At 63.8% G+C, this 20,271-nt stretch carries 15 protein-coding genes; 4 read left to right on the top strand and 11 right to left on the bottom strand.

Annotated elements, in window-relative coordinates:
• Positions 1-121 precede the first annotated feature (121 nt).
• The 3 genes from VK519_RS02510 to VK519_RS02500 all read right to left on the bottom strand — a co-directional run bounded on the left by VK519_RS02510 (position 122) and on the right by VK519_RS02500 (position 4,312).
• Positions 122-1,756 carry a multicopper oxidase family protein gene (locus VK519_RS02510; RefSeq protein WP_324347350.1) on the bottom strand — a complete coding sequence of 545 codons (1,635 nt, stop codon included), beginning with the start codon at positions 1,754-1,756 and terminating at the stop codon, positions 122-124.
• Entirely contained in the window at positions 1,749-3,449 is a 1,701-nt protein-coding gene (locus tag VK519_RS02505; RefSeq protein WP_324347348.1) for a phospholipase C, read from the bottom strand. Before VK519_RS02505 ends, VK519_RS02510 begins: the two co-directional genes overlap by 8 nt.
• A 131-nt stretch (positions 3,450-3,580) precedes the next feature.
• The gene (locus tag VK519_RS02500; RefSeq protein ID WP_324347346.1) at positions 3,581-4,312 is read right to left on the bottom strand and encodes an AraC family transcriptional regulator; all 732 of its coding nucleotides are present in this window, start codon (positions 4,310-4,312) and stop codon (positions 3,581-3,583) included.
• Between the two features lie 130 nt (positions 4,313-4,442).
• On the opposite strand from VK519_RS02500, the gene VK519_RS02495 reads away from it, so the two are divergent.
• The gene (locus tag VK519_RS02495) at positions 4,443-5,723 is read left to right on the top strand and encodes an MFS transporter (RefSeq protein ID WP_324347344.1); all 1,281 of its coding nucleotides are present in this window, start codon (positions 4,443-4,445) and stop codon (positions 5,721-5,723) included.
• A gap of 32 nt (positions 5,724-5,755) precedes the next feature.
• Here VK519_RS02495 and VK519_RS02490 read toward each other — a convergent pair whose 3' ends face one another.
• The 3 genes from VK519_RS02490 to VK519_RS02480 are packed head-to-tail and all read right to left on the bottom strand — an operon-like array spanning position 5,756 to position 9,297.
• Complete coding sequence (locus tag VK519_RS02490; protein WP_324347342.1) at positions 5,756-6,823, bottom strand: threonine aldolase family protein; 1,068 nt, start codon at positions 6,821-6,823, stop codon at positions 5,756-5,758.
• Positions 6,824-8,062 (bottom strand): ATP-grasp domain-containing protein, encoded by a 1,239-nt coding sequence (locus VK519_RS02485; RefSeq protein ID WP_324347340.1) that lies wholly within the window; start codon positions 8,060-8,062, stop codon positions 6,824-6,826.
• 41 nt (positions 8,063-8,103) lie between these two features.
• The gene (locus VK519_RS02480; protein WP_324347338.1) at positions 8,104-9,297 is read right to left on the bottom strand and encodes an MFS transporter; all 1,194 of its coding nucleotides are present in this window, start codon (positions 9,295-9,297) and stop codon (positions 8,104-8,106) included.
• 240 nt (positions 9,298-9,537) lie between these two features.
• On the opposite strand from VK519_RS02480, the gene VK519_RS02475 reads away from it, so the two are divergent.
• The gene (locus tag VK519_RS02475; protein WP_324347336.1) at positions 9,538-10,254 is read left to right on the top strand and encodes a 2OG-Fe(II) oxygenase; all 717 of its coding nucleotides are present in this window, start codon (positions 9,538-9,540) and stop codon (positions 10,252-10,254) included.
• A gap of 7 nt (positions 10,255-10,261) precedes the next feature.
• Here the strand turns inward: VK519_RS02475 and msrA are convergent, their stop codons facing one another.
• Positions 10,262-10,774: a peptide-methionine (S)-S-oxide reductase MsrA gene (gene msrA, locus VK519_RS02470; RefSeq protein ID WP_324347334.1), complete on the bottom strand. Its 513-nt coding sequence runs from the start codon at positions 10,772-10,774 to the stop codon at positions 10,262-10,264.
• Positions 10,775-10,790: 16 nt separating this feature from the next.
• The gene (locus VK519_RS02465; RefSeq protein ID WP_324347332.1) at positions 10,791-11,249 is read right to left on the bottom strand and encodes a nuclear transport factor 2 family protein; all 459 of its coding nucleotides are present in this window, start codon (positions 11,247-11,249) and stop codon (positions 10,791-10,793) included.
• Between the two features lie 147 nt (positions 11,250-11,396).
• Between VK519_RS02465 and VK519_RS02460 the strand changes: the two genes are divergently transcribed.
• Positions 11,397-13,742 (top strand): glycoside hydrolase family 31 protein, encoded by a 2,346-nt coding sequence (locus tag VK519_RS02460; RefSeq protein ID WP_324347330.1) that lies wholly within the window; start codon positions 11,397-11,399, stop codon positions 13,740-13,742.
• Positions 13,739-14,245 (top strand): hypothetical protein, encoded by a 507-nt coding sequence (locus tag VK519_RS02455; RefSeq protein WP_324347328.1) that lies wholly within the window; start codon positions 13,739-13,741, stop codon positions 14,243-14,245. Before VK519_RS02460 ends, VK519_RS02455 begins: the two co-directional genes overlap by 4 nt.
• A 4-nt stretch (positions 14,246-14,249) precedes the next feature.
• Here the strand turns inward: VK519_RS02455 and VK519_RS02450 are convergent, their stop codons facing one another.
• The 3 genes from VK519_RS02450 to VK519_RS02440 all read right to left on the bottom strand — a co-directional run.
• Positions 14,250-17,084, bottom strand: coding sequence for a TonB-dependent receptor plug domain-containing protein (locus VK519_RS02450; protein ID WP_324347327.1), 2,835 nt, complete (start codon positions 17,082-17,084; stop codon positions 14,250-14,252).
• A gap of 335 nt (positions 17,085-17,419) precedes the next feature.
• On the bottom strand, positions 17,420-19,258 hold the full coding sequence (locus VK519_RS02445; RefSeq protein WP_324347325.1) for a family 43 glycosylhydrolase: 1,839 nt from the start codon (positions 19,256-19,258) through the stop codon (positions 17,420-17,422).
• Between the two features lie 81 nt (positions 19,259-19,339).
• Positions 19,340-20,271, bottom strand: a 932-nt coding sequence (locus VK519_RS02440; protein ID WP_324347323.1) for a hypothetical protein, incomplete at its 5' end; no start/stop codon positions are given.

Raw genomic sequence — 20,271 nt, 5'->3', positions numbered from 1 at the left:
AGCCGGACGCTGCCTGCAACGTCGACATCGTGTTCGATACAGCACGCGAGACGCCGGTGAAGGCTGCGCTGTCGAACTCGTTTGCATTCGGTGGGTTGAACGCCGTGCTTGCGCTACGGACTTAAGCGACCACTACTTCGAACGGCCGCATCATCTCGTTTGCCTCGTGTTCGGCCAGGTGGCAGTGCCAGGCATAGCGGCCGGCGTACCCGTCGAACGTCGCAACGATGCGCGTGACCATGCCTGGGTAGGCCTGCGCTACATCTTTCCAGCCCTGCTCGTGCGCGGGCGGTACCTGCGCCGGCCCGACGTAGCGGAGGGTCCTTGTCTTGACGTATTCACCCACGTCGTACGGACGGCGATCAAGGATCTGGAAGCGAACCAGGTGAAGGTGGATCGGATGGGTGTCTTCGGTGAGGTTCACCAGGCTCCACATTTCGGTGCTGCCGAGCACCGGCTTCTCCGTTACCTCATCGTGCCAGCGCTTGCCGTTAAGCAGCATCAGCATGGGCGTTGCCACGCAGTCGCTGTATTCATCCAGGGTGAGTTCGCGCGTCTTCGATGCGCTGGCCTCGGTCATGCGGGGAAGTTCACGCAGCACTTCGGGCACGCGGCTTTCGTCCTTCACTTCACCCTGCCCTACCTTGAACTGTATCAGCGGCAACGCGTCGTTCATCAGCTCCACGCTGCCCCCGCGCAGGGATGCGAAATCGACCACGATGTCCGCGCGCTCACCTGGCGCCAGGAATATCGCCTTTAGCGTTGCAGGTTTCGCCAACAGGCCCTGGTCCGAACCGATCACCTGGAACGGCCGGCCGTCTTTCAGGCGAAGGTGGTAGAAGCGGCCGTTGGCGGCGTTGAGCACGCGCAGGCGGTAGCGCCGCGGTTGTACGTCGGCACGCGGCAGGATGGCGCCGTTGACGAGCGTAAGGTTGCCGAACACTTCGGGCACCCACGGCGCATTGGCGTCACCGGAATCGGGATAGTACAGGCGGCCGTCTTCATGCAGCAGGCGGTCGGCGATCACCAGCGGGATTTCCTGCTCGCCCGAAGGAAGGCCGAGCGAAAGCTCGTGTTCGTCGCGCAACAGGTACAGGCCCGCCATGCCGGCGTACATGTTCAGCCGGTTGATGCCCATCGCATGGTCGTGGTACCAGAGCGTGGCGGCATCCTGGGCATTGGGATAATGGTGGGTGCGCGACTTGCCCGGTACGTACCAATCCTCGGGGAAGCCGTCGTCCTTGTGCGGCACCTTCGCGCCATGCAGGTGCACGATGGCGCGCACTTCGGGTTTGTCGGCCTCGGCACCGCAGATGGCATGGTCGACGGGAAGGAAATGCTTCAGCGGCAGCGCGTTCTCCCACGCCACATCGATACCCTGCCCCGTGCGTGCCTCGATGGTAGGGCCTGGATAATGCCCGCCGTACGTCCACAACGTGGTCGGCGCGAGATCGCGATGCAATTTCTGCGAGGTCTGCACCATGCGGATGCGCAGCAGCTTGCCGGCCTGTGCATGCAATGTGGGCGGGATCGGCAAGGGATCGACGAAGGGCGCAAGCTTGTTCGGGTCGACGATACCGGGCAAGTGCGAGGTATCGCCCATTGGATGCATGCACAGCTTGTTGCCCACCTTGCCACCGGGCATGGCGTGCATATCCTGCATGTCATGGGCAAAAAGCCGCGGCGGGATCACTCCCGCCGCGGCCGTCCATGCTGCCGCCCGCAAGAAGCGGCGGCGCTGGGTGGAATCAACCATGCATGCCGTTTCCGAATGGCCAGGTCGGCCAACCGGAATGATTCTTCGGCTGGCCGGTGGATTCGTCAAGGATCAGCTTGCGATCGAACAGGCGCGGAATGAAGAAGTCGAACATGTTATCCAGGCGACCGGCATGGGCGTCGGACGAGCCACCGCCGATGCGCTTGCCATTGAGCCAGTTGTCTTCGACGAAGCGGGTAATCGAGCTCTGGTCGGTCTGCGTGTGATCCACATGGTTCTCGCGGGCCCACGGCGACACCACCAGCAGCGGCAGGCGCGGACCGAAGCCGCAACGACCCTGCGCCGGCTTGCCGTCGATACCCGGCAGCGTGGCCCGGCCATTGCAGATGCCGGCGCCGTTCACGGCATCGGTGCTGCCTTTGGAGGCATTCACTTGCGGCGGATCCTGGTGGTCGTACCAGCCGTCGGAGTCGTCATAGGCGATCACCACGGCCGTGTCCTTCCACTCGCCGCTCTGCTGCAGGGCGTTGATCACGTGCACCACGAAGGTCTGTTCGTCCAGAGGATCGGAATAACCGGCATGGCCGTCCTGATAGGCCGGCGCCTTCAGGAAACTCACCGCCGGCATGTTGCCGGCATCGACGGCGGCGTAGAAATCGTCGATGTCGTAGTTGTGGTTGGCAGCGTCAGTCTTGCCGATCATCGCCACCGACGAGGGACGGGCGTGGGTCGGGTTGGCCGTGGACGGGTAATACTGGAACGGCGAGTGATGCGGGCTGTAGTCGTTCGACGTGGTGTTGGTCACCGTGGAGAGCGTGCGGCGGCCGCAGCCAGTGCTGCCATCGGGATTGGTGCGCGTGGTGTCGAAACCGCCCTGGAACCAGCCCCAGGTGATGTTCTTCGCATTGAGCAGGTCGCCGATGTTCTCACCACCCATCGTCACCTGGTTCGCCGTGGGCGATGAGCAGATGTCGCCGATCGGGTCCGGGTCGCCGATCATGGTCAACCCGCCATTGCCATCGTCGGTCTCGGCGCCGGTGCCGTTGAGCGTGTCAATCACGCCGTTGGTCTGGCCGGAAATCAAATTCACCGCGCCAGGAGACGACGGGCCGAACGTGGTGCCGTAGCTGTTGTCGTTCAGGGCGAAGCTCTGTGCGTAATTCCACAGGGCGGTGATGGTATTGCCATCGTAGTAGCCCATCACCTGGCCCTTGCCTTCCTCGGACGCATCGCCGCCGGGAAGTGCTTCGCCGTGGCCGGTGAACAGCGGGAACAAGTCCATCTTGCCGCCGTTGAAAGCTTTTTGTTCGTCGGTGTAGCCGTGGTCCTGGTCGGCCGTCGCGGCCTGCGCGCGCTCCAGGCGGAATGGATTGATCGCGGCGTCGGCGTTAAGCGGGTTGGCAGCGTTGGGGTTCTTGGTCAACAGGCGCCTGGACAGGCCATTGACGTCGGGCGTGAACGGGCGGGCATAGAACGCCGGCTCGCCCTTCGGATTGGCGGCATACGGATAGGTGCCGAAGTAGTGATCGAAGGAGACATTTTCCTGGAAGATCACGACCAGGTGCTTGATCGGGGTGGCGGTACGCGGCTCGTTACCGTGGCCGCCCCAACCGAAACCGAGACCGGCGCTTTGCGCCTGTGCGGGAACGGCGATCGGCTGCTGCGCGGCAGCGATCGAGGCGGCGGACAGGGTGAGCACGCAGGCGATGCCCACGGCCAATGACTTACGCATGACGAAGGTCCTCCAAGGAAGTTTGGCCCAGTTGCTATGGACCGCATCCCCTGTCATGCGGCCCCTATGAGCCTAAACACCTGTTATGACAGGTAGGTAACAGTCCCGTGCCAGCGTCGGGCGCTTATGTGTCAGTTTCGATACTGGCTGGGGGCCATGCCCAGCAAGCGCTTGAACATGGTGGAAAACGCCGCAGGGCTTTCGTAACCCAGGTCCAGCGCAATGGCGGTGACGGGCTGGCCCGCCGCCAGTCTCGGCAACGCCACCAACAGGCAGGCCTGCTGTCGCCACTCGCCGAAGCTCATGCCCGTCTCCCTCCGGAACGCCCGGGTGAAGGCGCGGCGGCCCATACCCAGTGCATGGCTCCATTGCTCGATGGTGTCGTGCGGCGCGGGTGATTCAAGGAAGGCGTGGCACTTGCGCGCAATGGCCGGCGCGGTCGGAAACGGCACCGACAGCGGAATCACCGGGGCACGGGCGAGTTCGGCCACCAGCAAGGTCATCAGTTGCCCGTCGCGCCCGTCCAGGTCGTATTCCCTGGGCAGTTCACAGGCCTCGACCAGCAGGCTTCGCAGCAAGGGCGACACACCCAGCACGCGGCACTCGTTCCCCAAGGTCGTGGCAACAGAAGTATCGACCATCACGCTGCGCGTACTAACTGCACCGACCATGCGAACGGCATGCGCGGTGCCTGCCGGTATCCATACGGCACGCTCGGGCGGTGCCACCCAGGCGCCGGCCGGTGTACTGGCCACGACCACGCCGCTGGCGGCGTAGAGCAATTGGCCGCGGCGATGGGTATGAGGAGCAAGTTCATGCGAAGGCGGGAAGTCGTTCTTCACCGCCACCACCGGACGGGGCACGCCGTCAAAATCGTTAGGGTCGGTCCGGGTAAAAAGCATTGTCCCACTCGCACATATGAATGGCCTATCCGAGGATGCGGGACGGCTTAGGCGAGCATATGCTTATCAGGTCAGCTCAGGAACCCCCGCCATGTCCACCCCTATTGCGGAGCAGCCGCTCGCCCCGCCCGTGCCCGTTGCCGCCGAATCCATCATCACTCCGCCCACGGTGGCCGCAACCGCCGTGGGAGCGGCCAGCAAGACTGTCTTCAGTGTGATACTGGCCATAAGCTTCTGTCATCTGCTCAACGACATGATGCAGTCGCTGCTGCCGGCCATTTATCCCAACCTGAAAAGCGGCTTGCACCTGGACTTCGGCCAGATCGGCATGATCACCCTGGCCTACCAACTCACAGCGTCCATCCTGCAGCCGTTGGTGGGCCTGTATGCGGACAAGCGTCCGACGCCCCTGGCCTTGCCGGGCGGCACGTTGTTCTCGTTGGCGGGACTGCTGGTGCTGTCGGCCGCCCATGCGTATCCGATGGTGCTTTTCGGTGCCTGCCTTTTGGGGCTGGGCTCGTCGGTGTTCCATCCGGAGTCGTCTCGCGTGGCGCGCATGGCCGCGGGCGGCCGGCACGGCCTGGCGCAGTCGCTGTTCCAGGTAGGCGGCAATGCCGGATCCGCGCTGGGGCCGCTGGCCGCCGCGGTGGTTGTTGTGCGCTGGGGCCAATCCAGTGTGGCCTTCTTCGCCGTGCTGGCATTGCTTTCGTGCGGCATCCTGTGGAACGTGGGCACCTGGTACAAGCACCACGGCCTGGAGCGCCTGAAGAAAAGTGCCACGCGTCGCGAAGGCGTGCTTGAGTTGCCCAAGCGCGAAGCGATGCGCGGCATTGCCATCCTGCTGACGTTGATCTTCTCCAAGTACGTATACCTGGCAAGCCTCACCAGCTACTTCACCTTCTACCTCATCCACCGTTTTTCGGTATCGGTGGAAGTGGCGCAGCTGCATCTGTTTGCCTTCCTGGCCGCGGTGGCCGTGGGCACGGTGGCCGGTGGCCCGATCGGCGACCGTTTCGGCCGCAAGTACGTGATCTGGTTTTCGATCCTGGGCGTGCTGCCATTCACCCTGTTGCTGCCGCACGTGAACCTGTTCTGGACCATGCCGCTGACCATCGTGATCGGCCTGCTGCTGGCCTCGGCCTTCCCGGCGATCGTGGTGTTCGCCCAGGAACTGGTCCCGGGCAAGATCGGCATGATCTCGGGCCTGTTCTTCGGCTTCTCGTTCGGCATGGGCGGCCTGGGCGCCGCGGTGCTGGGTGAAGTGGCCGACGTGTGGGGCATTGAGACGGTCTATGCGATCTGTGCGTTCCTGCCGGCGATTGGATTGTTGGCGGCCTTCCTGCCCAATCTTCGCCAAAAGTCGGCGACGTGAAGTGGCCGACTGGCTGACCGGCGCATCGCCGGTCAGCCCGTGCTGGCCTTGCCAAGGCCCCTGGCTGCAAACCGGTTGATGATAGAGGCCGCCCTGCGGATCGAATCGCCATCCACAAGGTTGCTGGTAACGAAGCGCAACTGGGTAGATGTCCAGGCCAGCGAGAGCACGCCAGCCTCCATGAGCTCGCTCGCCAGGCGCGATGCATCAGGCACAGTGAGGAAAACCATGTTGGTCTGCGCTTCGTGGGGCTGCGTCCAGGAAGGATCCAGCAACCGGGACAACACGCGTGCGTTGTCATTGTCCGCCGCCAGGCGATCGCGCCAACCGGCAAGGCGCTTCAATGCAATGGCCGCCATCAGTCCCGCCTGGTGCATCGCGCCGCCGTGCCATTTTCGGAACTTCCTGGCATCGCGAACGTGATGCGCTGAACCCATCAGCATGGAACCGAACGGCGCACCCAGCCCCTTGGCGAAGCACAGGGTGACCATGTCGCACTGGGCCGCATAGGCATCGGGCTGTAGACCTGTCGCGGCGCAGGCATTGAGCAGGCGGGCGCCGTCAATGAAAAGTGACAGTCCGCGCTCGCGACAAAGCCGCGAGATGTCGACGAGCTCGTCGAACGGGAACACCGTGCCACCATGGGCGTTGATGCTGTTTTCCACCGCCACCACCCGTGGCTCGGCATAGACCGGTCCCCACCGCGCCTTTTCGTCGATGGCTTGCTCGATGTCCTGCCGCCGCAGGATGCCATCAGCGGGACGCAACGGATTGAGCACGATGCCGCTGCAGGCGGCAACCTGGGACGATTCGAAGAAATTGATGTGATAGCCCGCGGCGGTGATGACTTCATCGCCCATCGCCGCGAGTACGCGCAACGCCACCTGGTTGCTCATCGTCCCCGAGGGCATGAAGATCGCCGCCTCCTTGGCGAACATTCTCGCGCAGTAGACTTCCAGCTCGGTGACGTAGGGATCCTCGTCGAAGCCACTGTCGCCCACCCTGGCAAGGTCGATGTGGTCCAGGTCGTCCCGGGTGAATCGCGACAACGTATCACTGCGAAGGTCGATCACCCCTTCCATGGCATGTTTCGGGCGCATCTAGGCGATGTCCAGCTTGAACTGGCCAACGGCTTCGCTGGCGTGGCGCATCGAATCATGGGCCGTCGCGCCCACCGCAAGGGCAAAGCCCAGGAAATCATGATTGGTAAGGAGAGGAGCGACTTCTCGCGGCACGCTCACGGTGACCTCGGCCGACTGGACGAAGGGCATGCCACGAACGGCCTGCAGGCCGTCGATGGAGCGCAGCGTGCCGAGCTGGTGAGCCACCAGGAACTCGATGGTAGCCGCGCGCGCAGGTACAAGCGGGCAGTCCGGCAGCTGTAGATGGTCACCGGCCGCCTGTGCGATGACGTAGGCCACCGGGTCGAAGCCAGTGGCCACGGTGATGAGCTCGGTCAACCTGGCTCCTGCCAGGCGCGGGTTGATCTCGAGCAGTTGCGGCCCATCAGGCCCCAGGCGGAACTCCACATGGGCCCCGCCGAAATCCAGGCCCGATGCCCGGAGCCAGGCGAGCACCTCGTGGTGAATGCCAGCGGCCACCGCATCGTCCACATCGGCCGGAAAGGTAAGCGATACTTCCGACGCGCCGATAGGCCCGGCGTTGCGACGACTGCTGAGGCCGAGGATGGCCCAGCCATTGTTCGTCCATATCGCCTCGGCGCTCATCTCGGTACCTTCGAGGAAGCGCTCGACCACGGCCTTGCGCGCCAGGCGAAAGCCGCGCTTGTTCACTGCCATGCCAAGGACGTCGCGCAACGCGCGGACGAAGCCGGCATCGTCGTCGGCGCGATGGACGCCCACGCTGCCGCTATCGTCGACCGGCTTGACGATGCATGGATAGCCAACCGGCGATGTGGTGGCCGTGATCTCGTCGAGCACGGCGAAGCCTGGACCGGGCAAGCCGGCTTCGCGCAACCAGGCACGCATCAGGTCCTTCCGCCGCCCGCGTTTCAACGCGTCGATGTCACCATGTGGCAGGCCAAGCATGCGTGCATACTCGGCGGCCGGGATCAGATGGTAGTCGCCGAAAGCCACCACACCGTCGATTCGCCGCTCGCCCACCGCCTCGCGGATGCAGGCGGCCGAGTAGGTATTGCGCGCGGTGACGATCTCGTCGGCGGCCGACAGCGGGTCGACGCCGGCGTTGCCACCGAACGCGCGATAGAAGCCAGGATTGGTACAGACGAACACAACCCTGTAGCCCAGTGACTTGGCAACCTGAAGCGCCCGGAGACCATGGGCATTGGCGTTGCTTTCGATAAAGGCGATGGTTTTCATGCGATGCATCCTTGCGTGGTGTTCAGTTGAGCCAGGTCGTGTCATTCGGCGTAGCGCGGCCTGAGGTTGACGTAGCGCATGCCCAGGCCCGCCAAGGTGACGAGCAGGCACGTAACCAGGATGGGGTACGACCAGGGCACGCTCCCCTGGTGATCGACCCCGGCGTAGTAATAGATGCTCAGTGCCCCACCGGACGCCTCGAAAAGCCCCCAGGACAGGCCAGCGATGGTGTATCCCTCGACCAGGTGGCGTTGTCCAAAAACGGACGCCGTCCAGGTGTCCAGGAGCGGAGCCCACAGCAGTTCGGACAGGGTGAAAATGACGATGGCGGCGAACAGCACCGGCCACAACGCGCCGTGGGTCGCCATCAGACCCACCAACGCGACCACCATCAGGACCGCGCTGCCAGCGAATACACGACACGGGCCCAGCGGGCCGCCAAGCAACGGCTGGACCGCCCGCAATGCCTTGCCCTGGAACGTTACGATGAGGGCCGCGTTGATCGCGAAGAACGCGCCGATGAAGGCCTGCGCTGCCGTGCCGATCGCGTAGACGGGCAAGGCAGTGAAGAACTGGGCGTAGCCAAGCCAGATAGTGGCAGTGACTGCCAGGAAAGCCGCCTTTACCTTCCAATGCCCGAGCAAGTCCCGAACCGACCACGACATGCCGCCATTCCGCACCACATCCATTGGCAATCCACGCGAACAGGCGGCCGCCAACCCGAACAGCAGCAATGAAATGATGGCGAAGCCGTCGGGCACGGCGTCCATTTGCACCGACCCGGCAACCGCCCCAAGCGCCGCGCCACCGTTGATCGCCCGGTTCAGCTTGCCAAATTCATGGACCCGACGTTCCTTCCCGGCGTGACTGGCGATGAACGCCTTGGTCAGTACGTTTCCCACTGAGGTCGCCACGCCATTGAGGGCGAGCAACGCAACCAGGCACGGCACCGTGGTCATGCCGATGAAGGCTGATCCGATAAGTAGCGCCAATGTTGCCGCGGCGACGAGATGGCAGGCCAGCAGCGCGTTGGCGCGGCCGACCAGCTGCATTGCAGGCCGGCTGAATACCCCGCCCGCCCGCAGTGCAAAGATGTGCAAGCCGACCACCGTACCGATGACACCAGCACCATAAGCCTGCCCACCCATCATCCAGATCGGCAGGTAGGGCAGGAACGCGTACGATGCCGCACTGCTGCAACCGCGGGCCAGGACGGCCTGGTCGATCTCTTTCATGACATCGCTCGGTCGGTGACCACCGCTGCAGGGCGAGACAACGTAAGGCAACCGCCGATGCGAGGACTATCGGCGTCGGGCAGCAATGACTAGCGCCGTCGCCTACAGCGTGTAGGCGAAACGACCAGGAAGGCGAGGAACCTCTTGTGTCCGGGCGGCGATGAATTCAACAGCAACCGACGGGAGGACTTCTTCTTCTTCGACTTCGTACACTGCAGGCATGCCCAACGGACCTGCTTCATGAACGCCAAGCCGCATTCACCAGCCAACGTGCTCCTGGAAGTCCCCGACATCGCCACGCAGGTCGGCGCACAGGGTTATGCCGTGCTCCCTGGCCTGCTGTCGCCAGCGTATTGCCAGGAGCTATCGCGCATGTACGCGGATGGCAGCCACTTTCGAAGCCGGGTGGTGATGCAACGCCACGGATTCGGCCGCGGGGAATACCAGTATTTCAATTATCCCCTGCCCTCCCTCGTGCAACAGTTGCGGACGAGCCTGTACCCGCAGCTGGCTGACGTGGCCAATCGATGGAACCAGGCCCTGGGCGTTGAATCGCGCTTCCCGGCGGATCATGCCCACTACCTGGAACGTTGCCACGCCGCCGGCCAGCGACGGCCCACACCGCTGCTGTTGCAATACTCCGAAGGCGACTACAACTGCCTGCACCAGGATATCTACGGCGAGCTGGTATTCCCGCTGCAGGTAGCCGTGCTGTTGTCCGAGCCTGGCGTGGACTTCACCGGAGGCGAGTTCGTGCTGACCGAGCAACGGCCGCGCATGCAGTCACGGGCGGAAGTGGTGCCCTTGCGCAAGGGCGATGCGGTGGTGTTCCCGGTGAACGAACGCCCCGTGCAGGGTGCGCGGGGCGTCTACCGGGTGAAGATGCGCCATGGCGTGAGCCGGTTGCGTTCGGGCCACCGGCACACGCTGGGCATCATCTTCCACGATGCCGCTTAAGTGCGCATCACGCTTTTGCGCGCTCGGGGAGCTTCCAGTCCGGGCGGATGAAGTGGCAGGTATAGCCCGTGGGGTAATGCACCAGGTAATCCTGGTGCTCGGGTTCGGCCTGCCAGAAGTCCCCCGCGGGCGCCACTTCGGTCACGACCTTGCCCGGCCACAGAGCCGAGGCATCCACGTCGGCGATGGTGTCTTCGGCCACGCGCTTCTGCTCATCGGATGTGTAATAGATGCCTGACCGGTACGACGTGCCGCGGTCGTTGCCCTGGCGGTCGAGCGTGCTCGGGTCGTGGATCTGGAAGAAGAACTCCAGGATCTTCCGGTAGCTGGTGACCGAAGGATCGAAAATGATCTCGATGCCTTCGGCGTGCGAGCCATGGTTGCGATAGGTGGCGTTCTTCACGTCGCCGCCGGTATAGCCCACGCGCGTGGAGACCACCCCCGGCTGGTGCCGGATGAGATCCTGCATGCCCCAGAAGCAGCCTCCGGCAAGCACGGCGCGTTCGGTAGTGGCGGTCATGGTAGTTCTCCTTGCTTTATGAAGACGGACAGTTGTTACGGCTGTTATCGGAAATTCCCGAGATCACCCAGCGCTGGTTATCGCGCACGAGGTTGATCACGTCGGTCCCGCAATGGACCACCTTGCCGTTGAGCAGGAACTCGTAGGGCGCCCATACCATGGCGATGTCGTCGTCGATGCGGATCAACGGATCGTGGATGCGTTCCTCGATGCGGTCCTTCGAGGGCTTGATATGGTCAGCGAACTGGGCGAGTGTCATGCGCACCACCTTGCCCCCGCGGAGCAAGGCCACGCTACCCTCCGGCTGTACTTCAGCCAGGATGGCGTTCTTGTCGTAGCGGCCCATGCCGTCGAAGAGCGCCTGGATCGGCGCCAGCACTGCCTGCTCGGTGGGCGTGGCGGCCATGGCAAGCGTGGGTGCGACGGCGACGGTGGACAGGCAGGACAGCACAAGGTTTCGGGCGACTCGGTGCATGGCGGCAACTTCCTTTTGTGGGGATACAAGGCGTCCTGCCAACTAGACCACTGTGTAAGGTCCAAGTCGAGCCAAAACAAGCCCGGGTCGACCCTTCACGCCGGCTTGGCCTATGCTTGGCGTTCGACCGCAAAGGGATGCAATCCGATGGGACAGCCCGTTGTCCGCCGCTACCTGACTGTCATCGCCGCAGGGCTCATCCTGACCCTGCTCGCCGCCCCGCCCATCCGTGCCGACCCCACGGCCCGTGGCGTGGATGGCGGAATTTCCGTAACCAGGGAACGGCAAACCATCACCCTGCGGCCGGTAGCCGCCAACGTGCTGCAAGTGCACGTAAGCCAGGCCGGTGCCCCACCCCCGCCTGCGGCCTTCGTGATCGACCCGCATTCGCAGCCCAAGCCGGTCACACCGGACAAGCTGGAAGACACCGCCCAGGCCGTGGCGCTCAGGGCACCCGGGTTCGTCGCCCGCTGGGACAAGGCCACCGGCACGCTTAATCTGACCACGCCTGCAGGCCAGCCACTACTGACCCAGGCCGACACCGCGTCGCTGGCCTCAGGCCGCATCGTGCTCACGCATGCGGCCTCGGATCCCATCTATGGCATCCGCGGCTACTTCGCCACGGAGCCTTCGCAAGCCGGGCTGCTGCGCCACGGCGTGCAGGTGGCCAAATCCGGCGAGCAGGGCTACGCCGGCGCACCGTTCGCCTGGAGTACGGCTGGCTTCGGCGTGCTGGTGGATGCGCGGCCCGCGCGCTTCAACCTCGACGGCGGCACGCTGACAGTCGACGGATTTCCCAGCAGCGACTTCACCTATTACCTGATCACCGGCACGCCCCCGGAGATCTTTTCCGCACTGTCGCGGCTCAGCGGCCCGGCGCCGATCTTTCCGAAATGGGCGATGGGCTTCATCAACAGCCAGTTCGGCATCGACCAGGCGGAACTGCTCGACATCGTCAAGACCTACCGGCAGAAGCAGATCCCGATCGACAACATGACTCTGGACTTCGACTGGAAGGGCTGGAGCGAGGACAACTACGGCGAGTTCCGCTGGAACGACAGGAAGTTCCCCGATGGTCCCAGTGGCCGGCTGAAGACGCAGCTCGACGCCCAGGGCATCAAGCTTGCCGGCATCATGAAGCCGCGCATCCTGGTGGACAGCGTGCAGGGCCGCTACGCCACCGACCACCACCTGTGGTTCGACGCCAAGCCCGCGCTGGGCGATTACTTCTCGCTCAAGATGGTGCGCGACCTCGACTTCAACAAGCCCGACACCCGCCGGTGGTTTTTCAACGACACGCTCAAGCACTCCTTCGATACCGGCATCGTGGGCTGGTGGAACGACGAAGCCGACGATACGGGCGACGACTACCAGTTCATGAACATGCAGCGCAGCCTCTACGAAGGCCAGCGGGCGTATTCGAAGCTACGCGTATGGTCACTGAACCGGAATTTCTACCTGGGCTCGCAGCGCTATGCCTATGGCATGTGGTCGGGCGACATCGACACCGGCTTTGACAGCATGGCCAGCCAGCGCGAGCGGATGCTCAGCGCCATCAGCCTGGGCGAATGGAAATGGGGCATGGATGGCGGTGGCTTCGTCGGCCGTCCTTCGGATGAGAATTACGCCCGCTGGATCGAGTTCGGCGCCTTCACGCCGATCTTCCGCGTGCATGGGTCGCTGGCCGAGAAACGCCAGCCCTGGCGCTATGGCCCCGTGGCGGAAGTGGCAGCGACCCGGGCCATCCGGCTGCGTTATGCGCTCATCCCGTATATCTACTCGTACGAGCACGCCACCTACGATTCCGGCGTGGGCCTGGTACGGCCCCTGCCCTTCGAGTTCCCCACCGATGCCAACGTGCGCAACGCCGTGGACAGCTGGATGTTCGGGCAGTACCTCCTGGTATCGCCGGTGGTGACAGGCGGCCAGATAGGCAAGCAGGTGTACCTGCCCAAAGGCCGCTGGACAGGCTACTTCGACGGCAAGGAGTACGAAGGCGGCCGATCCGTGAACCTGTCCGTCGATGCCAAGAACTGGAGCGACATCCCGCTGTTCATCCGCGAAGGAGCGATCATTCCCAGCCAGGCGCCGGTGCAGTACGTCGGACAAACACCGCTGCTGACGGTGAACGTCGACGTGTTCCCCGCCGATGGCGAGTCGCATTTCAATTACTACGACGACAACGGCACGAACTACAACTACGAGAAAGGCGAGTATTTCGCCCAGACACTCTCCACCCACCGAAGCGGCAAGGGCGCAGTGTTCACCACGGGGCCGCGGTCGGGCAAATACAAGCTGCCGCTGAAGTACTACCTGGTAAAAATGCATGGCGTAACGGGCAAGTCCGTGGCGGGCGTGGCCCAACGCAAGGATGAAGATGCGCTGCGTGCCACCGATGGGCCGGGCTGGGCAACTGGCAAGGACACCTATGGCGAAGTCACCTATCTGAAACTGCCTGCCGGGCACCCAGGCTCGTGGGCAGTGCAGCCATGAGTGCTACCCGGATGGTGTTTGCGGTCGTGCTGGCACTGCTCGCTGGGCACGACATCACCGCCCTGGCCGCTGACACCGCCGCGGCACCGACACCCAAGCCCACCAAGCTGCAGACAGACGAACTTCACCAGGCGCTGGAACAGGCGCCGGTGCCGGAGAACCTCAAGGGCTCGTGGCAAGAAGCGGAGCCTGCCATTGAGGCGGTGGTTTCGTTCCTTGCCTGCTACCCGGGATGGGATGCGTGGACACACCTGGCCCAGTACCAGGTACCGGGTTTCAGCGGCAGCACCTATTACCTTTCCGCGATCAGCTCCACGCGCTATCACGACCCTGGCAAATGCATGTCGATCCGTCACATCCACTCAGTGAAACAACGTCCCGATGGCACGTTGACCTTCCGCGTGCTGTTCTACGACGTCGACAGCAACGAGGAGGCCGACCGCACCTTCGGGATGTTGCGGCAGGCGAACAGCTCATGGCTGTTCGCCCGCGGCGGTTTCTAATGCCTCATAGCTTCACCCTGACACCCACGGTATAGAAACGCCCTACCGCGCCTGGCTGGGCATAGGTGGGGTTGTAGTTCAACGCGGCGTAGTTCAGCGTATCGATCGGCGCCTTCTTGTCGAAGGCATTGAGCACCGATCCGGTCAGGCTGATCTTCGGCGTGATGTCGTAGCTTCCGGTCAGGTCGAACGTGGTGAACGATGACATCCGGCAACTCGGCGGGAAATTCTCTCCCGTGATGGTATTGGTCGAGAAACATCCTTCGGTGACATCCGGCGCGGTGAGCTTCAGCCCGCTGGTGTAATAGAGCGTGCCGGTGATGGTGGCCTTGCCGAAGGTCACGCTGTTGGACCACGAGCCACGGTAGCGCGGCGTGCCGGCACCGGAGGAAACACCGTACGGCCCGTGCGTTCCCACGAATTGCTCCTTGGTGCCGTCCTGCAAGGTCAGCGTCCAGCTGATGATCTTGGTCAGATTCAAGTCCGAATCCCAGTGCAGCGCGCCCCAATCGGCGTTGGCATGAAGATTCACGTCGACACCCTTGGTCTTGAGCGAGTTCTGGTTCACATAGGGGGCATCCACCACGATCGGCCGCGGCAGCGCATCGGGTGCGGCTGGGTCCGGGACATCCGCCACGATGGACGATCCCGTGGGCAACGGCTCGCCGGCAAAGTAAGCGTCCAGCACCGCATTCGGATCCTGCTGGGCGATCACCCCGGTCTTCTTGATCTGGTAGTAATCCACCGAAGCGCTGAAGCGGTCCCAGGGTTGTAGCAACACACCCAGGGTGAAGCTCTTGGATTTCTCCGGCTGGATGCGTGGATTGGCCGAAGTGAGGAACGCCAGCGGATAGGGTTGCACGTACCCGCTGCCGCCGTGGGCGTCCTGGAAATCCGCTGGCGGGGTAAAGGTGGCGAAACCCTCAGCCGCGCTCGAGCCGTTCTCGGCGAAGCTTGGCGCGCGGAATCCCTTCGACCATGTGCCACGGACGGCGATCTGGTCGATCGGTTTCCACTTGATGCCGACCTTGGGCGAGAAATTGCTGCCGAAGTCGGAGTAACGGTCGAAGCGGCCGGAGGCATCCACCTCGAGGCTCTCCAGGAACGGCGCATCCAGTTCAAGGTAGGCGCCACGCACCACGCGGTGGCCTTGCGTGTGCGCCACGCCCAGGCCTAGCGCCGCCAGGTTCGGATTCAGGTCCGGATCGTCCTGGCGCTCCTTGCGCAGGTCGATGCCGGTGGCAAGGCCCAATGCGCCGCCGCCAAGGTCAGCCAGCGTACGTGACGCCCGGAAGTCGAGCGACTGCAGGTCGCTGGTGGAGGTCTTGCTAAGGACCGGGGCCAGCGCAGCGCGCAACGCCTGGGAATTGGCGCCGGGGTTGGCGAAATTGTAGGCGCCGGTATTGATGTCGTTGATGAGGGCTGCGTAGTTGAGGAAGCCGATGTTGTCGACGTCGAGCGAGGTGTGGTTCAACACCAACGCACTGTCGTAGTCCCACTCGCCCCAGCGTCCATGCACGCCCCCGACGATCCGCAGGTTGTGGTTGTCGTTCTTCGCACCGCCGGGAATATCGGGGAAGGCAAAGTTGATCAGGGCCACGTTCCCGGCCGCCGCGAACGGGTTGTACGGGTTCAGCCGGCCATCGCTCAAGGTCACGGGCAAGGCAATGGCGTTGGTGTTGGTCGGCTGGCTGGTCTGGATCTGTGCCGGCACGGCGCGCACGATGGTCTTGGTGTCGTAGTAGCTGGCGCCGATGTAAGCCGTGGTGTCGTCGGAAATCCGGATTGTCAGGCGGCCGTACACGCCCGTCCGCTTCATTTCCGGCTGGATCTGCCCGAACAGGGCCTGGTTCTGCGCGCAGTAACTGCCGGGATTGGACGGATCGTTGCTGACCAGCGTGCCACCCGGGCCGCATGGCACCAGCGGCTGGGCCACAGCGCCCGGAAGCGGAACGCCGGTGGTGATGTCGCCGGGGGTGCCCAGCGTGCCGGGCGTCACGGTGCCCCAGAATGAACCTGAGTTCTGTGACGGCTGGCCGGCGGTGAGGTTGTTGCCGCCGATGCGGCTCAAGTCTGCCGTGTTGAAGGGGAAGCCGCGCTGGCCCACGCCAATGGCATCGTCCTTCTGGTATTCCACGCTCACGTAGGCGTTGTAGCCATCATCTTTGAGGCTGCCCGTGCCCATCAGTGCCGTGGCGCGGCGCGTGGTGCCGCCGCCGTGTTGCGAGGTACCCACGTCCGCCGTGGCGTCCACGCCAGTGAAGGTGGGCTTCAGGATGATATTCACGACGCCGGCAATGGCATCGGCGCCGTACAGCGACGACGCGCCGTCCTTCAGCACGTCGATGCGTTCGATGGCGTTGGAGGGGATGGTGTTGAGATCGACGAAGGAACGCTGGCCATCGTCAGCCAGGGCATAACTTGCCGCACGCCGGCCGTCGATCAGCACCAGGGTGGAGTTCACCGTAAGACCGCGAAGCGCAACACCCGATGAGCCTGCGGCGAAACCGGCGGTGAATGCCGCGGGGATCGAACCGCTATTGTCGGCCGACACGGCGCGGACCACATCCGATACGGTGGTAAGGCCGCTTTTTCGGATCTGGTCGGCGGTAATCACCGTCACCGGCGAAGGCGTTTCGGCATCGATGCGCGGCAAGGCCGAGCCGGTCACGGTGATGGCCGCGAGCTCCGTCGTTTGGGGGGGCTGCGGTCCTGTGGGGGAGCCTTGGCCCGGTGGATTGGCTTGTTGTGCGTAGGCTGCCAACGGGGAGATGGCGGCCAGCAGCGCGGTCGCAAGGGTGCGACGACGCAGCGCACGGGCGTGCGTTAGGGTATGCATGTGCGATCTCCGAGGCCTGTAGGGGAGTAAGGCGGACGACGATCAGGAGCGCCGCGGCAAAGCGGCACGGGTCAAGCCGTGTGGGCGGCTATAACCAGGTGCAGTAAGGTACGTTCATAGTGACGCTCCGACATTGCACGGCCGCGCGTTCCACGGTTGTGGCAGTGCTGTACGAAACGAAGCCACGCCTTCCTCGTGGCCTGCCACATGCCGGTTGGGGAAGACCGATGCGCATGCGGGCAATTGCGACGCTACTCCGCTATTTCGGCGAATACAACAATTTTTTACGGACGGCTTTACGGCCATCAAGCCTATGCCCCGGACGCCCCGGGGAGCTAGAAGGAAAGAACCTGGGAAAGGCCGGATACACCATTCTCGTCGAACGCTTCCACCGCCACCACGTAGTGGACGCCCGTGTTGAGCGAGCGCAGGGTAAGCGTGGTGGGCTGGTCGGCGAAACGCTGGTAGGTCCAGTGCAGGCGGTCGGCCTTCAGGCCCCAGCGGACGTTGTACCCCACCGCACCGGGCACGGGCTTCCACGCGATGTCCGCGTCGCGCGTGTCCGCATGGCGATGGGCCGACACCAGCACCGGCGCCGCGGGCGATCCGCCGTCGGCACGGCCGAAGACGCGCAGGTCCGCGATGGCGAGGTTCTTCGCGCCCACATGCTGGTGCACATAGCGGACGAACCGGACCCGGGCCGCCTGCGCCAGTTCCACATAGGCATTGGCGTGGTCGCGGTTTTCCTTCGACCAGTCGGCAAGCGGCTTCCAGGACTCACCGTCAAGGGATCCCTCCAGCCTGAATTGGGTGATGAGATCGGGCGCATCGCCGAATCGGCCAGCCTGGTAATCGGCATAGTTCACCTGCACGGCGCGAACTGTGCGGGGGCCGCCAAGATCGACGGTAAGCGTCTGCCCGGGCGTGTTGCGCGGGGCTACCCAGAAGGTACGGGGATCTTCGTCGGTGACGGTGGCAGGATCGTGCCCGGCAAGGCTTCCCGACGCTGAAGCGGCCTTGCGATAAGAAAGCAGCATCCAGCCTGCGAAGGTGCTTTCGCCTTCGCGCAAGGCGTGGTCGGGCATCACCTGGGGGAAATCGCCAAAGCGGGTGTCCACCCACATCTGGCCATCGGCATGAAAGCCCGCGGGGAACATGTCGATGCGGCGCTCGAAACGCCAGTTGATACCGATCCACGCCGTGCCGGTATTCCAGTAGTTGCCATATGCATCCTGGAAGGTCGACCCATGCCCCGCCCCGGTAACGAACCCGCCAGGCTTGTAGCCCAGCGGGTTGTAGGGAGCGTAGGTGAACGGCCCCAGCGGACCCTTGCCGGTGTAGACGCCCGTGGCATACACGTTGTACTCGGTGCCGGGCGCGGCGTACTGGTAGTAGTAGGTATCGCCGTGGCGATTCATCCACGAGCCCTCCATGTACGAGGGCTTGTCGCCGGCGGTGTGGTCCTGGCCGAATCGTTCCCAGCCATGGTGGGCACGATCCATCGAAATGAACACCTGGGGCTTGGTCACGAAGGCCAGCCGCTTGCCCTCGCCTTCCGCGGCATCGGCGGTTTTCAGGTCGATCTGCGCACCATGCAGCGGATACACATCGGACGATCCCCAATACAGATACACCTTGCCGTCGTTGTCGGCGAACAGGCCCGGATCCGTCGGGCCCGGCGGCAGGCTTCCTGGCGGCACGGGGTTGCCTTCGGCCACCGCGCCCGGGACGGGCGGCAACTGGCGGGTCCAGAACTGCCATTTCCCATGCTTGGGATCCGTGGAATACATCAGCGGCCTGGGCGAGGCAGCCGACTGCATCAGGAACAGCTTGCCGTCGGCCACCAGGGTGGCCGGTGCCACCTCGCTGTCGAACGGCCAGCGATCGGGTTTGGTAAACTGCCAATGCACCAGGTCGTGCGATTGCCAGTAGCCATCGGCCAGAGTCTGGAACAGGAAGAAATCGTCGCCATAGCGCACGATGACGGGATCCGCACCCGTACGGTAGGAAATACCCTCGTTCATCTGCTCGAAGTTGTAGCGGTAGTCGATGTCGATCGGGTTGATCCACGTACGGCCCGGCGGTATGTCAGCGGAGCCTGCGATGGCCGAACCGAAGTTGCCCAAGGCCAGGGCAAGAAAGATGGCCCGTTGTACTGCGCGTTGTCTGGTCATCCGGCAAGCATGCGACTTTCGCCGCCGCCAGTGCAACTGGCGGCGGCCCCGCTGGTACCACTCATGCGCATGGATGCCGAATCAGTAGGACAACGTCACCGAGGTCGGCGTGAAGTCCTGCGCATAGTTACATTGCGGATCGATACCCGAAGTGTCACTACCACTCCACGGCGGATTGGCCACGAGATTATTGTTGCGGTCGTACACCCGGATGTTATGGAAGGTAATCGGGCCGCCTGAGTATTGATTGCAACTGGCTACGCTGTAGACCTCCAGCACGCCGCCGAAAACCCAGTTGAGGTCGGCATAGGGCCTGGTGCTGAGCGAACTGGTCTCACCGGTGGTCACGTTCTTCGAATCGATGTTCCAGGTGCCGCAGGAAACCCCGGCGCCGCACGTGGAATAGGTATCGCCCACCACTTCATCACCGGCGCGGGCCTCGATCGGGTCGCTATGGAAGGTCGTGCCGTCCACGCAGCAATTCCAGCTGGCCAGCGTCCAGGCCTTGTCTCCGTAGCCATTCCAGCCCAGCACCGGCTGCAGGATCGACTGCACGTCAGGCAGCTGTTCCAGACCCGGGAAGAAATAAATGGTCTGGTCGCCCTTGTTGGCCGGCTGTGCCGGCACCGTCCAGCTGGCCACGATGCGGTTGATCGGCGTGCTGGAACTGTAGTTGCCTGTTTCCACCCAACCGGTCTGCTCCGGCTTCCGGACAGGCGCCGTCGAACGCTTACCGTCCGGCGACACCCTGACGCCCTGCAGGGTGAAATTATCCTGGGTACATAAAGCAGGCTTTTCCATCGCGCCGGAAGCGCGCCTGATCATGCCGTTGGCTTGCAGTTGGTCGCCCTTGTGCACGGTCGCGACACAGCTGGGCGAGAAATAACCATTGGGTGTAATGACGTAATCGTCCGGGACGCCCTGCGGGCGCGCTGCGGCGGCGAGTTGTCCCACGCGGGTGAGTTGGCTGCCGACGGAAGTGGCGGCGACAGCAGGAAGGGTAATGGCCAGCC

Origin of the sequence: Pinirhizobacter sp., assembly GCF_035317885.1 — a bacterium.
Classification (GTDB): domain Bacteria; phylum Pseudomonadota; class Gammaproteobacteria; order Xanthomonadales; family Rhodanobacteraceae; genus Pinirhizobacter.
This window is presented reverse-complemented; position numbering and strand designations above follow the sequence as displayed.

Excerpts from the sequence above, each read along its gene's own strand:
- VK519_RS02465 (WP_324347332.1), bottom strand. The coding sequence starts at position 11,249 with ATGCACCGAGTCGCCCGAAACCTTGTGCTGTCCTGCCTGTCCACCGTC.
- VK519_RS02450 (WP_324347327.1), bottom strand. The coding sequence starts at position 17,084 with ATGCATACCCTAACGCACGCCCGTGCGCTGCGTCGTCGCACCCTTGCG.
- VK519_RS02445 (WP_324347325.1), bottom strand. The coding sequence starts at position 19,258 with ATGACCAGACAACGCGCAGTACAACGGGCCATCTTTCTTGCCCTGGCC.
- msrA (WP_324347334.1), bottom strand. The coding sequence starts at position 10,774 with ATGACCGCCACTACCGAACGCGCCGTGCTTGCCGGAGGCTGCTTCTGG.
- VK519_RS02460 (WP_324347330.1), top strand. The coding sequence starts at position 11,397 with ATGGGACAGCCCGTTGTCCGCCGCTACCTGACTGTCATCGCCGCAGGG.
- VK519_RS02505 (WP_324347348.1), bottom strand. The coding sequence starts at position 3,449 with ATGCGTAAGTCATTGGCCGTGGGCATCGCCTGCGTGCTCACCCTGTCC.
- VK519_RS02485 (WP_324347340.1), bottom strand. The coding sequence starts at position 8,062 with ATGAAAACCATCGCCTTTATCGAAAGCAACGCCAATGCCCATGGTCTC.
- VK519_RS02455 (WP_324347328.1), top strand. The coding sequence starts at position 13,739 with ATGAGTGCTACCCGGATGGTGTTTGCGGTCGTGCTGGCACTGCTCGCT.
- VK519_RS02480 (WP_324347338.1), bottom strand. The coding sequence starts at position 9,297 with ATGAAAGAGATCGACCAGGCCGTCCTGGCCCGCGGTTGCAGCAGTGCG.
- VK519_RS02475 (WP_324347336.1), top strand. The coding sequence starts at position 9,538 with ATGAACGCCAAGCCGCATTCACCAGCCAACGTGCTCCTGGAAGTCCCC.
- VK519_RS02510 (WP_324347350.1), bottom strand. The coding sequence starts at position 1,756 with ATGGTTGATTCCACCCAGCGCCGCCGCTTCTTGCGGGCGGCAGCATGG.
- VK519_RS02490 (WP_324347342.1), bottom strand. The coding sequence starts at position 6,823 with ATGCGCCCGAAACATGCCATGGAAGGGGTGATCGACCTTCGCAGTGAT.
- VK519_RS02495 (WP_324347344.1), top strand. The coding sequence starts at position 4,443 with ATGTCCACCCCTATTGCGGAGCAGCCGCTCGCCCCGCCCGTGCCCGTT.